The organism is Dysgonomonas sp. GY75 (assembly GCF_015234155.1).
GTDB lineage: Bacteria > Bacteroidota > Bacteroidia > Bacteroidales > Dysgonomonadaceae > Dysgonomonas > Dysgonomonas gadei.
Genome location: NZ_JADCLQ010000036.1, coordinates 1 through 14,544, shown reverse-complemented (window position 1 = coordinate 14,544; position 14,544 = coordinate 1). Strand labels below are relative to the sequence as shown.

9 protein-coding genes are annotated in these 14,544 nt (G+C 39.9%); 5 read left to right on the top strand and 4 right to left on the bottom strand.

The genetic code is table 11. From position 1 onward, the window contains the following. Positions 1–5: 5 nt before the first annotated feature. Positions 6–3,014 (bottom strand): SusC/RagA family TonB-linked outer membrane protein, encoded by a 3,009-nt coding sequence (locus tag IR083_RS12575; protein WP_194224571.1) that lies wholly within the window; start codon positions 3,012–3,014, stop codon positions 6–8. Between the two features lie 780 nt (positions 3,015–3,794). Here IR083_RS12575 and IR083_RS12570 point away from each other — a divergent pair. The 4 genes from IR083_RS12570 (at position 3,795) to IR083_RS12555 (ending at position 11,250) form a co-directional block, all read left to right on the top strand. After that, entirely contained in the window at positions 3,795–4,964 is a 1,170-nt protein-coding gene (locus IR083_RS12570) for an efflux RND transporter periplasmic adaptor subunit (RefSeq protein WP_006799592.1), read from the top strand. Continuing rightward, positions 4,964–8,122: an efflux RND transporter permease subunit gene (locus IR083_RS12565; RefSeq protein ID WP_194224570.1), complete on the top strand. Its 3,159-nt coding sequence runs from the start codon at positions 4,964–4,966 to the stop codon at positions 8,120–8,122. Before IR083_RS12570 ends, IR083_RS12565 begins: the two co-directional genes overlap by 1 nt. Continuing rightward, positions 8,109–9,491 (top strand): efflux transporter outer membrane subunit, encoded by a 1,383-nt coding sequence (locus IR083_RS12560; protein WP_194224569.1) that lies wholly within the window; start codon positions 8,109–8,111, stop codon positions 9,489–9,491. The genes IR083_RS12565 and IR083_RS12560 overlap by 14 nt, the downstream gene beginning before the upstream one ends. Positions 9,492–10,443: 952 nt before the next feature. Then, the gene (locus IR083_RS12555; RefSeq protein ID WP_194224568.1) at positions 10,444–11,250 is read left to right on the top strand and encodes an alpha/beta hydrolase; all 807 of its coding nucleotides are present in this window, start codon (positions 10,444–10,446) and stop codon (positions 11,248–11,250) included. A gap of 62 nt (positions 11,251–11,312) precedes the next feature. Here the strand turns inward: IR083_RS12555 and IR083_RS12550 are convergent, their stop codons facing one another. The 3 genes from IR083_RS12550 to IR083_RS12540 form a co-directional block, all read right to left on the bottom strand. Continuing rightward, complete coding sequence (locus tag IR083_RS12550) at positions 11,313–11,705, bottom strand: HIT family protein (RefSeq protein ID WP_006799588.1); 393 nt, start codon at positions 11,703–11,705, stop codon at positions 11,313–11,315. Positions 11,706–11,711: 6 nt separating this feature from the next. Beyond that, a complete protein-coding gene (greA, locus tag IR083_RS12545; RefSeq protein WP_194224567.1) occupies positions 11,712–12,179 on the bottom strand; it encodes a transcription elongation factor GreA in 468 nt (155 codons plus the stop codon). 169 nt (positions 12,180–12,348) lie between these two features. Then, complete coding sequence (locus IR083_RS12540; RefSeq protein ID WP_194224566.1) at positions 12,349–13,524, bottom strand: TlpA disulfide reductase family protein; 1,176 nt, start codon at positions 13,522–13,524, stop codon at positions 12,349–12,351. 215 nt (positions 13,525–13,739) lie between these two features. On the opposite strand from IR083_RS12540, the gene IR083_RS12535 reads away from it, so the two are divergent. After that, positions 13,740–14,261 carry a hypothetical protein gene (locus tag IR083_RS12535; protein ID WP_194224565.1) on the top strand — a complete coding sequence of 174 codons (522 nt, stop codon included), beginning with the start codon at positions 13,740–13,742 and terminating at the stop codon, positions 14,259–14,261. Positions 14,262–14,544: the final 283 nt, after the last annotated feature.

Here is a 14,544-nt window from a genome sequence, read left to right as displayed (position 1 = left end):
TAATGTTAAAAATTGAGACTTAAACCAAGCATATAAATACGTGGGCGAGGATAGATATTGTTGTCTATACCATCGTTGTTGAACTCAGGGTCCAAGCCTTTATACTTGGTGATAATAAAAGGATTCTGAACGGTTGCATACAGACGGGCTGATTCCAATCCTTTGAATGGCTTCAGGAATGTATATCCTAAAGAGATATTGTCCATTCTCAGGAAGGATGCATTCTGTATATAATAATCAGAGATAAACTGTGCCTGACTGAAATTGGTATCGGATGCACTACTTACCCTATTTTTAAGGAATCCGGTAGGGTCCATTAACCAAGCTCCGCCATAAGCTTCACGGTTTGACTGTATATTGTTATATACATAATTCCCGAAACTGGCACGCAATGCGAAGTTGAAATCCCAGTTTTTATAAGAGAATTGAGATGATAATCCCATGTATACGTCAGGTGAAGCTTTCTTATATGGTCGTAAATCTTCTCCGTCTATTACACCATCGTTATTCTGATCTACATAAGCTCCTTCTATTGGCTTACCATTGGTATCATATATTTGTTCATAAACATAGAATGTACCGTAAGGTTGGCCGGTCTTGTGTACTAATACCTGGTTACCTGTACCGCCGGTGATACCTCCCCATCTGAATATGCTGGTCGGGTCTTCGGCTAGTTTTGTAATTTCATTTTTATTGTAGGAAACATTATATGACAGGGACCAGTTAATATCTTTTGTCTCAATCGGACGGGCAGTTATATTAAATTCAATACCCTTATTGGTCATGTTTCCGATATTAGTCAATAGTACATTGCTAAAGTTAGATCCGGCAGGTATAGGTATCTCATTCAACATGTCATTCGTTTTTCTATAATACAGGTCTACAGCTCCTGATATACGGTTGCCAAGGAAGCCGTAGTCCAATCCGATATTATAAGTGGTAGTTTCTTCCCATTTCAATTCCGAATCGTAAGCGTTAGGACGGATCAATTGAACTTTTTCATCTCCCCAGTAATAGTTTGCTCCAGGTTTGCTATATTGGTATTTAGCCATATAAGGATAATCTCCGGTTCCTAAATTTTGTTGTCCGGTGATACCGTATCCCAAGCGAAGTTTCAGATCAGAAAGTAAATTCTGGTTCTTCATGAATGATTCTTCTGTTATCCGCCATGCTAAAGCTACAGAAGGAAATAATCCCCAGCGGTTATCTTTGCTAAAGCGGGACGACCCGTCATTACGAAGCGTAGCTGTTAATAAATAGCGGTTTGCAAATGTATAGTTGAAACGTCCGAAGTAAGATATCAGATAATTTTCTGTTTTGAAGCTATCGCCATCTTTATAAGATAGTGCTCCAAATTCATTTTGCTTAGCTTCAGAATATGGATAAATATTAGATTCTGATCTGTAGAAATATTGCCATGAATAACCGCCCATAACATCAAACTTGTGACTGCCTAATTCTTTCACATAGTTGAGGTAGAAATCCATCAGCTGGTTGCGTTTCAATTGCTTATAGTCTCTGTTTTCTCCAAATCCTGTTTTGAAGTTTCCTGTTACCCAGCTCAATGGAGAGTTGTCTTCTATACTGATCCAACCGATACTGTTAGATACATCATATCCCAGATTGAGATTTGCCCTCAGATCGGGAAGAAAATGCATCTTATAGTCAAATTGTATATTTCCAATGCTTCTTTTTACCCTGGATGCATCTCTTTTTTGATTCAAAGTTGCCACTGGATTTGCCAAACCTATATCGATAGGAGTACCGTCCTCTTTAAGAGACATATAATATCCGTTGCCATATTTGCTGTCGCTATTATATACAGGTTGGGTAGGGTCGAATTCTGCAGCGGCCCCGATTGCTCCTGTATCAGCGAAACGGTTTGTATTGTATATTCCTTTTAGACTAAGTTGTACACTCAGATGATTATCAAAAAACTTCGGATTTAAGTTCAGTGACCCTGTCCAACGATCCATATAAGATGTTTTCAGAATACCGTTTTCGTTAGTGTAACCGATCGACACACGGTAAGGGAAATTTCCTGCAGCTCCGGCTACGCTTAGATTATGGTCTGTACTGAAAGCCGTACGGAATATTTCGTCCTGCCAATCTGTATTGGCTGTTCCCAATGCATTTACCTGACTGCTGCCCTCAGCATATTTCGATTTTACAAAATTTCTGAAGTTATCAGCGCTCATCACATCAATATCGTCTGTTTTATTACTGATGGAGAATGTTCCGTTGTAATTGATTTTCGCTTTACCGGAACTTCCTTTTTTCGTAGTAATGATAATAACTCCATTTGAAGCACGAGAACCATAAATCGCGGCAGCAGAAGCGTCTTTCAATACAGAGAAACTCTCGATATCATTAGGATTGACTGATGCCAACGGATTTGCCATACCATTTATAGATGTTGTATTGTCTACCGGTACACCGTCGATAACAATCAGAGGGTCGTTGCTGGCTTTCATCGAAGAGCCTCCACGAATACGTATTTTAGCTGCTGAGCCGGGGGCACCACCGTCTGTGACAACACTTACACCAGGGGCTTTACCTATAAGCAGGTCAGAGGCTGATGTTGCCATCCCTTTAGCCAGGGAATTGGCCGAGATGGCTGTTACAGAACCTGTAAGGTCTTCTTTCTTTACGCTACCATAACCGATTATTACCACTTCTTTCAGTAGTTCGGCATCTTCGCTCAGCACCACGTCGATAGATGTTCTTCCGGCAATCTGTATTTCCTGTGAGGTGAAACCAACATATGAGAACACCAGTGTTCCGTTTTCCGGTGCTTTAAGTTCATAATTTCCATCCAAATCGGTAACAGTACCTGTCGTTGTGCCTTTAACAACAACACTACCACTAATGATAGGTTCGCCATTGCTGTCTTTCACATTTCCTTTTACTGTAATAGTGCCACTTTGGGCATGCATACTTGATGACAAAGTGATTATTCCTAACATAATAATCAGGAATACTTTTGCGCATCTGTTCTTTCTCTTTCTTTCCATGCGAAATAATATTAAGGATTAACTTTAATTAATATTGATTTATTTTATAAATTGATTTGTATATAGAGCTGATCCGGTTGTCAATCTGGTTATCAAGAAATCGCTTTTTTATAGGTATACGCATAAATAGCTTAGCCCCAAATAGTCTGTTTCGCTATTTGAGGTAAAGTATATTGTTTTGTAAAAAAGTTAGTCTCTCTCTCTCTCTCTCTCTCTCTCTCTCTCTCTCTCTCTCTAACAAAACAGAGATAACTTCCAAATTTTCAGTAAGAAAACCGGAAGATAAAATTGTTCTGTTTTGAGATTTTATCTGTATAAGTATCAAAAGAGTTTTTTGTTTCACCAGTGTATATTTCAATTTGATCTGATTAAATTAAATGGATAGAAATAATCATTTTGTTTCATGGTTATCTTTTATTCACAATACAAATATGAGAAGTCCTATCTTGTTTTGACTTAAAAGAATATGTAAATGTTACCTTTTTGTTATGCAAACGATTGCACGTGTGTAATATCTATTTATTATTGAATTTTAGAGTCTTTTAAGGCTGCGATTCATACTATTTATTAAATGATTAAGTTAAAGTTTAATCAATATTCTATAAATTTGCGCATATTTTAGGGCTGTTTATACTGTAAACAATTCATCTGTAGAAAGTGTTCTTTACTAAAATGAAATGTCTCGCATTTTCATACAGGCGATATCTGGCATTGTGCTTTATAAATGATGAAAGATAAAAATCGCATACCCATTAACAGGTGTGCTGCAACACATTATATATGAATAATATTAGACGTACTTTAGCCGCAACTTTACTCTGTACACTATTATTGAGTGCGTGTAAAAAGGCATCAGTTGATCCCCCTATTGTCGAAGTAGAGCCTGTAGCAACAGACAATATCGAAATTTATGGAGAATATGTAGGATTAATAAGGGCTTCCCGCAATGTAGAGATACATGCAAGGGTGGAAGGTTTTCTTGAAAAAATGACTTTCAGTGAAGGGAAAGAAGTAAAGGCAAACGAACCATTGTTCTACATTAATGATAAACCTTACAAGGCCAGAGTAGAAAAAGCAAAAGCTCAACTAAAAAGGGATGAGGCTCAGGAATTGAAAGCCGAGAGCGACCTCAAGCGTATAGAACCGTTATATAATCAGAATGCGGCCAGCCGTCTCGATTTGGATAATGCAGTAGCGGCATTGAATATGGCTAAGGCCGATGTGGCGATGAGCAAGGCTGATTTGGAACAGGCTGAGCTACAGCTTAGCTATACTGTGGTTCGCTCGCCATTGTCCGGCTATATAAGTGAACGCTATGTAGATATAGGGACACTGGTAGGCAATTCGAAATCGTTGCTGGCAACCGTTGTTAAACGCGATACGGTACTTGTCGATTTTAAACTTACATCACTGGATTATCTGCGTAGCCAGAGAAGAAACGTGCATCTCGGAGAACTGGATACTACCCGTTCGTGGCAGCCCACCGTTATCGTAACACTGGCAGATAATTCGGTCTATAATGAAAAAGGTGTTGTTGACTTTGCATCACCCCAAGTGGACCCGAAGACCGGCACTTTCGGCGTGCGTGCCGAATTACCGAATCCTAACCAGGTGCTTCTTCCCGGACAATTTACACGGGTTAAACTATTACTCGATGTCTTGGAAAATGTAGTAGTTGTTCCCCGGAAAGCAATTTCGATAGAAAAGGGCGGTGCTTTTATATTTGTTGTACGCCCTGATAGTATAATAGAAAAGAGATATGTCGAAACCGGACCTGAACAGGATAACAAAATAGTAGTTACACGTGGGCTTTCGGCAGGCGAAAATATTGTAGTTGAAGGTTATCAGAAACTTGTACATGGTCAGAAAGCAATTCCCCGTACAAAGGAAGAAGAGCAAAAAATCATAGATCAGGAAAAAAATAAAGAAACAAAGAAGGAGGATAAATAATGAAGCCCGGATTTTTTATAGAAAGGCCTGTTTTATCTACCGTACTTTCTTTATTGATTGTTATAATCGGTATTATAGGTTTAGTTTTATTGCCGATAGAGCAATATCCGCAGATAACGCCTCCGGTGGTAAAGATAGGAGCATCTTATCCGGGGGCGAATGCCACAACTGTGTCGCAGGCTGTGGCCACCCCTATAGAACAGGAATTGAATGGTACTCCGGGTATGATCTACATGGAGTCGAGTAGTTCCAACTCGGGAGGATTATCTATTACTGTAACATTCGATGTAAGCACAAATGCAGACCTTGCGGCGGTTGAGATACAAAACAGGGTAAAACTGGCCGAGAGCCGCTTGCCTGCTGAGGTATTACAAAGTGGTATCACAGTAGAGAAGCAGGCGCCGGGGCAGTTATTGACCATTGCTCTGACTTCGGATGACCCCAAATATGATGAGATATACCTGAGTAATTATGCCACAATAAATATACTGGATGTGATCAGGCGTATCCCCGGAGTGGGGCGTGTATCCAATGTCGGCAGCCGTTATTACGGTATGCAGATATGGGTATATCCCGACCGGTTGGCAAGTTTCGGCTTGACGATAAAAGATTTGCAGGATGCATTGAAAGACCAGAACAGGGAGTCGGCGGCAGGAGAATTGGGTAAGCAACCCATTGTAAATGTCGATGTGGCAATGCCTATTACAGCGCAAGGGCGTTTGTCTACAGTCAGCCAGTTTGAAGATATTGTGGTGAGGGCGAATAATGACGGATCATTTATTCGTATGCGTGATGTAGCAAGGGTTTCTCTTGAGGCATCATCTTATAGTACCGAAAGCGGACTGAACGGGAAATATGCCACCATGCTGAGCATATATATGCTTCCGGGCGCCAATGCCATGCAAGTGGCCGAAGAGGTAAAAGAAGCCATGGTGCAGATAAAACAAGACTTCCCCGAAGGGCTCGATTATCTGATTCCTTTCGATATGACGGAGTATATCGGGGAATCTATCCATGAAGTATATAAAACGTTATTTGAGGCTTTGGCGCTTGTTATTATAGTTGTGTTCCTTTCGTTACAAAACTGGCGTGCCTCTATCATCCCTATTGTCGCTGTACCGATATCCCTGATAGGTACATTCGGTTTTATGTTGGCAATGGGTTTCTCCCTGAATATGCTGACCCTGTTAGGGTTGGTACTGTCTATCGGTATTGTTGTCGATGATGCGATTGTGGTTGTGGAGAATGTGGAGCGGATTATGGCGGAAAAGAAGATAGGAGCGAGGGAGGCAACGCATCTGGCGATGAACCAGTTGGCGGGAGCGCTGATTGCGACGTCTCTGGTATTGGCAGCCGTATTTGTTCCTGTTAGTTTTCTCGATGGTATTACAGGTTCTCTTTACAGGCAGTTTTCGGTAACGATAGTCGTTTCCGTATTGATATCGGCAGTGGTTGCACTAACGTTAAGTCCTGCCATGTGTGCCTTGATCCTGCGTCCCGAAGAAGAAGGTAAAAAGAAGAATGTTGTTTTCCGTAAGATAAATAGCTGGTTAGCTACAGGGAATAGTAAATATGCAAATATACTGATGAAGGTTATCAGTAATCCCCGCCGTGTTTTAGCGGGCTTCGGGATGGTAATGGTTTTTATATTTGTGCTGAATAAGGTTGTTCCTACCAGTTTTATACCGCAGGAAGATCAGGGTTATTTTACAGTAGAGCTTGAAATGCCGGAAGGAACTACTTTAGAGCGTATGCGCACTGTTACCGACAGGGCTATCGGATATGTAGACTCTCTCGACGATGTGGAGTATGTGCAAAATGTAACAGGTTCTAGCCCCCGGGTAGGAACAAATCAGGGGCGCACCACGCTGACCGTAATTCTGAAATCGTGGAAGGAAAGGAAAAAAGGCGTAGATGAGGTCATGCGCGATGTACAGAAAGAGTTTTATAATTATCCGGAGATCAGGTCGTTTGTCTCCCGTCCTCCTGTTATCCCCGGGTTAGGGTCTGCCGGAGGGGTGGAAATGAAGCTACAGGCAAAATCCGATGCACAATGGGATGATCTGGTGTCGGCTACAGATACATTTATGTATTATGCGGAGAAATCGAAGCTAATATCGAATGTGTCATCCTCCTTACAATCTGAAATTCCTCAGTTGTATTTCGATGTGGACAGGGATCAGGCCATGTTGCTGGGAGTACCTATGTCGGATATCTTTTCTACAATGAAGGCTTATCTGGGTTCGGTGTATGTGAACGACTTTAATATGTTTAACCGTATATATAAAGTTTATATACAGGCCGATCAATCGTACAGGGCTACGGCTAACGATATAAACCTGTTCTTTGTAAAGACCAAGACGGGTGATATGGTTCCTCTTACTGCATTAGGGAAGACAAGCTATACCACAGGTCCGGGTAATATCACCCGATTCAACATGTATACATCTGCATCTATGCAGGTGACACCCTCGGCCGGGCACAGTTCCGGGCAGGTTATGCATGAAATACAGCGTATAGCGAAAGAACATTTGCCTGAAAATATAGGCGTGGCATGGAGCGGATTATCGTTTCAGGAACAGAAAGCCAGCGGGCAGACAGGGATCGTGCTGGGACTGGTATTTCTTTTCGTATTCCTTTTCCTTGCCGCTTTGTACGAAAGCTGGACGGTACCTATTTCAGTCTTGCTGTCCCTGCCTATTGCGGCATTGGGTGCATTTTTAGGGATATGGGCTTTAGGGCTCGACAATGATATTTATTTTCAGATAGGACTCGTAGCTCTTATCGGTCTTGCCGCTAAAAATGCGATATTGATAGTCGAATTTGCGAAAGAGCAGGTGGATTCAGGTATGCAGCCGATATTTGCAGCTATGCAGGCGGCGAAACTGCGTTTCCGTCCTATTCTGATGACGTCGCTGGCTTTTGTACTGGGTATGCTGCCTATGGTGATAGCTTCCGGTCCGGGGTCTGCAAGCAGGCATTCGATTGGTACAGGTGTGTTTTTCGGTATGATTATAGCTATTACATTTGGTATAATTCTGGTGCCGTTTTTCTTTGTGTTAGTTTATAAATTTAAAGAAAAACTAAGAATTCCTGAATTGAAATTCCCTAAGTTCTTGAAAATTAAAAAGCTGATAAAAAGGAATGAAAATGAGTAAACCCAAATATATATTGATTATTTCTGTTATTTTGTTGTCGTCCTGTAAGATAGGCCAGAAGTATGAGCAGCCGGAGATGAATATGCCTAAGGCTTTTGATGCCGGAAGTATGGCTACTGGCGATGCATCTGATATCGGCTGGAGTACGCTATACTCCGATACCGTTTTGCAGGGATTGATTACCAAGGCTCTCGGCCATAATAAAGATATGCTTGTTGCTGTGGCCCGTATAAAAGAAATGGCTGCCAAAAAACGTATCTCTTTTGCAAATTTATTTCCTGAGATTGGAGGTGAACTTGCCGGACAAAAAGAACATCTGAACTATGGAGGAGACAACAGTAAATATACTCCTGAACTGCGGGCAAACCTGAACGTATCGTGGGAGTTGGATGTCTGGGGCAAACTCCGTTGGGCAAATGATGCGGGCGTGGCCGCTTATATGCAGACAGTGGAGGCGCAAAGAGCCCTGCACCTGACCATTGTGGCACAGGTAGCCCAATCTTATTTTGAACTGAAAGCACTTGACCGTGAACTGGAAATCGTAAAACAAACGTTGGAAGCCCGCCGCGAGGGTGTCCGCTTTGCCAAATTGCGGTACGAGGGAGGTCTGACATCGGAAATACCATACCGGCAGAGTCTGGTGGAACTTGCACGTACCGAAACCCTGATTCCTAATCTGGAAAATGAAATAAAGCTGAAAGAGAATGATTTGTTTGTCTTGGCCGGAGAATTTCCATCCGGCTCTATACCGAGGGTAGGAGACGATATAAATCATCAGTTAATTCCTCAAAGCCTGCCTGTGGATCTGCCTTCATCCCTCCTGAAGCGGCGTCCGGATATGATACAGGCAGAGCAAAAACTAATAGAGGCGAATGCCCGTGTAGGCATTGCTTATACGGAGATGTTTCCGTCTCTGAGCCTGACAGGGCGTTTGGGTGGGGAGAACGATGAGTTGTCTAATTTTCTGAAAAGCCCTACATGGTTTATTTCCGGCGTTCTTACAGGTCCAATATTCAATATGGGAAAAAATAAAGCGGCGCATAATGCCGCGAAGGCCGCTTATGAACAAGAAGTATATACTTACGAGAAGTCTGTTCTGGAAGCATTTAAAGAAGTGAATAATTCCATTGGGACTTTTAATAAGATGAAAGAAGTATATCGTTCGCAAGAGGCATTGTACAATTCAGCTAAATCGTACCATGAACTGGCTAAATTGCAGTATGTGAACGGAGTGATCAGCTATATTGACCTGCTGGATGCACAACGTCAGTTCTTCGATGCCGAGATAGCCCTTAATACTGCCATCCTGAATGAATTATCCTCAATGGTAGGTTTATATAAGGCATTGGGTGGGGGAGTGGTAAAATGATCTTCGGGAAAATAATCATTTTATAGTATTGAAGGTTTATAGTAATGAGTAAATATTTATTGTCGTATTTGGTATTGTAGGGGCAAAAAATCTTTCACTAGTGTCCACAAAAAATCATTAACAATTCTTCTAAGATTCTATAAACTAATTATTTATGAATTAATATATTAGGTGTACTTTTCAAATTATATTTTTAATTTATAATAGCAAAATGCAAACGATATATTAGAAAATACCAAGAAAAAAGACTCCATTTAGTTATTATAGAATATGATGGCGTGAAAAATATATCAAAATAACATCGAATAAAGAGTTAATTTATTTTAGTGGACACTAGTGAAAAATCTTTCGCCTGTTGATTATGTGGGTGAAAGATTTTTCGCCCCTATAGCGATAAGGAAAAATACGCCATTATTTTTTATCCATTACTATAAAATCGCTTAAAGTTTATCTATATCTAAACAAGTATTTGTTTTTATATAGATAAGTTCTTTGATATTTTGGATGATGAAAATGAGAGAAAAAGTAACAATATCAAATTGGGAAAAAGGTGTTACCTTTGTTACCTTTTTTATAGTGATCTTTGTGTAAGTCTTTGTGCCCCTTGTGGTAAAGAGCATTAACCACTAAACGTACAAAGAGAATCGCAAAGTGTACAAAGACTAAAAAACTGTTATTTTTTTACCTAATTGCTTTTGTTGGGAATATATTGGTATGGGATAAATGAGGGGTGGTCGGAGCCTGAAAAGTAACAGGTGAGAAAGTAATGTAATTGTGTTACCTTTGTTACCTTTTAGGCATAGTTACCAGTTACGAGGTTGTTAACTGTTGACTATTAACAGTAAAGTCGCTTTGCGCAATTGGCACATCGGCAAATTTACTAATCGGCACATTAGTTTTCTGTTACTTTTGTAACTATAAATTTTGGATCTTAAATTAATAAATAAACTATATGAAAAAAAGTTTGATCATAATCTTCCTTTTCTGTGCTTTGACCATAACTGCGCAGAATACATATGAACTGAAAAGGGATATACCTTATACCGGCGCTGCCGAAACGGATGCATACCGTAAGGAGCGTTGTAAACTGGATATATACTATCCCGTGGATAAGAAAGATTTTCCTGTGGTGGTCTGGTTTCATGGCGGAGGCCTTGAAGGCGGGGAAAAGCATATCCCGAACGAACTGAAGGAAAAAGGTATCGCGGTAGTGGCAGTCAATTACCGCCTTAGCCCGAAAGCCACAAATCCGGCATATATAGAGGATGCTGCCGCTTCGGTTGCGTGGGTTTTCAATAACATCGCGTCGTATGGCGGTAGTGTGAATGATATTTATGTATCGGGGCATTCTGCCGGGGGCTATCTTACTCTTATGGTCGGACTGGATAAGAGTTATCTTGAAAAGTACGGAATCGATGCGGATAAGATAAAGGGGCTGGTGCCTATCAGTGGCCAGACTAATACGCATTACACCATAAGGAAAGAACGGGGGATACCTCAAAATCTTCCTATAGTTGATGCTTATGCACCATTGAATCAGGCACGGGCAGGCATTCCTCCTATTTTATTAATTTCGGGAGACCGTAATCTGGAAATGACAGCGCGCTATGAAGAAAACTTGCATATGGAAGCTATCCTGAAGTCATTTGGAAATAAAGATGTGACCATGTACGAAGTACAGGGCTTTGATCACGGGGGAGTGGGAGGTCCCGGTTGTTTGCTCTTGCTCGATTGGATAAAGAGATATAGTAAGAAATAAGACATAACAAATAGGGCAGAAACCTTATGATTCCCGCCCTTCCTATTTTGAAATAAATCTTATCAGATATTTTCTCTAATCGTCCGGGCAATCTCTTCGAATTCAGCTTGCTCCAGCTTTACTCTGGGGTTGGATAGCAGCATGTCCGATTCCTTATTTATCGGAATCAGGTGTATATGTGCATGAGGAACTTCCATTCCTATAACCATTAGGCCGATGCGTTGGCATGGAACAGCCTTTTCGATGGCCTTGGCAACTTTCTTGGCAAAGATATTCATCTCGCCTATGGCTGCATCGTCCAAATCGAAGATATAATCCACCTCCTGTTTAGGAATGACCAGAGTGTGACCTTTAGCCATAGGATTTATATCAAGGAAGGCAAAGAATTTCTCATCCTCTGCCACCTTGTAAGAAGGTATCTCACCGGCTGCTATTCTACTAAAGATACTAGCCATCAGCTGTTAGATAGAGATGTTTACGATTTCGAAACTCATCATTCCCGAAGGAACTTTTATTTCGGCGACATCACCCACTTTTTTGCCCATAAGGCCCTGTGCAACAGGAGTGTTTACTGCAATCTTGTTTTCTTTCAGGTTTGCCTCACTTTCAGCTACAAGGGTATATGTCATCTGCTGATTGTTCTTTGTGTTACGTATAGTTACCTTGTTTAGTATCTGTACTACATCGATCCCTATCGCCTCTTCGTTTATTATACGGGCGTTTGCCAACAGATTTTTCATCTGGGCTATTTTTGCCTCAAGCAATCCCTGAGCTTCTTTGGCTGCATCGTATTCGGCATTTTCCGACAGATCGCCTTTATCACGGGCTTCAGCTATTTGTTTCGAGATAGCCGGCCTTTCGCTCTCCAGAGCGCTGATTTCTTCTTTCAACTTTTTGTAACCGTCTTCGGTCATGTAAGTGATAGCCATGGTAATTAAAGTTAAATTAGTTAGTGACTATTATTTCATTTGATTTTTTAAAGCGACAAAAAGAAAAAGAATCCTTGCCGTATAGGCCAGAACTCCTTTTCCTTTTTTCAATCTATTACAAGCAAAGATAAGGTATAATTTTTATACCGTCAAAATATTTAGAGAACTTTTATAATAATTTTTGAACTTCAGAAGATAAATCATCCGTGGATAATACCCTTTTTACGATCTCTCCTTTTTTATTGATTATGAAAGTAGTTGGGAATCCCTGAATGTTATACTTTGTCAGTAAATCGGAAGTCAATGACTTGTCATCTCTTACGCAAATCCAAGGAAGGTTTACAGCGCTGTTTTGCCAGGCATGCACATCTGTGTCGAATGAAACCTGATATACTTCAATATTTCCCTTATGCTTTTCATAAGCCTTATTAAGCAGGATGTTATGCGCCGGGGAAAAGTCTGTTTGATATGCTGTAAAGTCCAGTATGACTACTTTCCCTTGCAATGAGGAAAGACTTATATTCTTGTTATGTCTATCAGGTAAGGTTATATTATAATATGTAGCATGGTCTGTAACTTCCGATGTTGCGATTCTGTTTATCGCTTCTTCCTGACCTGCTGCTTTGCGGATTTCAGCCAGAGCAGATAAAGTAAAATTTTTCAGATTGGCTGTGCGGGGAGACGTCGGATATTGTGTATCCCATACTGTAGCTACAGCTTGGAATGCAGTTATATCTTTTTTGTTGTATGGGTCGAAAATCAAATAGTTATCCACTTTTTGGAAAAGCGCAAAATAAGCCGCTAAACTTTTATAATCGGAATATATAAGGTCTTTAGCCTTGGTTTTGTACTCATTCACTCCATCTTGTACAGCCGCAATATATTCATCTTGTGATATTTCTTTACTTTCAAATTTCTTTTTCAGTTCGGAGAAGGTTTGGCTTAGCTTGTTTTGAGCCAGAACTATGTCTTTTATTTTAGCCGAACCACTAGAGCCATCAACAGTGTAATCCAGGGCAAATGTTTCTTTCGGTGCATTTACGGTAATAGTCTCTATTGAGTCTACTGCCAGGTTGATTGTTTGTCCGTTTAGCTTTAGTAAATAAAATTCAGGATAACCAACATTTACCTCTGTGAATTTGAAATTACCATCTTTATCTAATTTCACAGAATCAATTATAGTTGTTTCGGTAAGAGATCTTTTCTCCAGATATAGTGTAGTTGTGTCGGCATTACTTATTTTTCCCTCAATAGTAAATTGAGGCTTCTTGTCTTTGCATGATGCAAATGATACTAATAAAGCAATAGCCGGGATTGTGATTTTTGATAAAAGAGACGTTTTCATGTATAATGTTGTATTATAAGTAAATCAAAGTATATATTGATGTATTATTTAACTATTATATATTATAGAAGTAAAAAAACTTTATCTATATATTTCAGACCAGCAAAGATATTAATTATAATCAAATCTATTTATTTTGATTTTTATAAAATGATATTTTTTCTGACCTGAGATAATAATTGTATTGATTTTATCGTATAATAGTTAAAACCATTTTGATTTCTTTTAGCGTCCCAAGACCCAAGCGGAGGGAGAAGGTATGGAATCAGGAAATAAAAGGATTCCGGGTTTTTCTTGATTATGCTTATATACATGGTATTGGTAAAACAAAGAATCACCGGTTCGAATATGGAACATCTATAGGCTATCAGTTTAATCCGATTTTTTATGTAGGTGCGGGAACAAGTTATACTATGACTCTAAATAAAAAGGATTCATCTCTGCCCATCTTTATCAATCCACGTATTAATTTTCTGGATGACAATACTACTCCTTTTTGGGATATAAAGGTCGGATATTCGGGTGCTATGGGAAAAGGTTTTTATTTTAGTACTTCCTTCGGGGTAAGTATTGCAAAGCAAGGACGTAGTGCATGGAATATTGGACTTGTTTATTCATTGCAAAAGGCGACGTATTATGAATGGTCTGATGTGGAACCCGATAAAAGAGTGGCGATCAAACCTACATATCATGGATTGGCTTTGAAACTTACTTATGAGTTCGGTATAGGTCGGTAAATTTTATGCTTTTTATGGGGCTTGTTTGTTCTGGTTTTAACAACATGTTGTATTCTAGGTGTATACTTTGATTTTACAATGTTTGTCTAAAAAATATTTCAAAAAAAGGTTTCATAAAGTTTGGAGTGTAAGGAATTGTTTTCTACTTTTGCACCCGCTTTACCACTAAAGGGCACGTTTAAAGAAGGGTGTTTTGCGTAGGGCGGAAGAGCGATCTTTGAAGGAACTGAAATAACAACATTATAGAGTGTAGTACACTATTTGGGTTTTTATTAAATTAAAT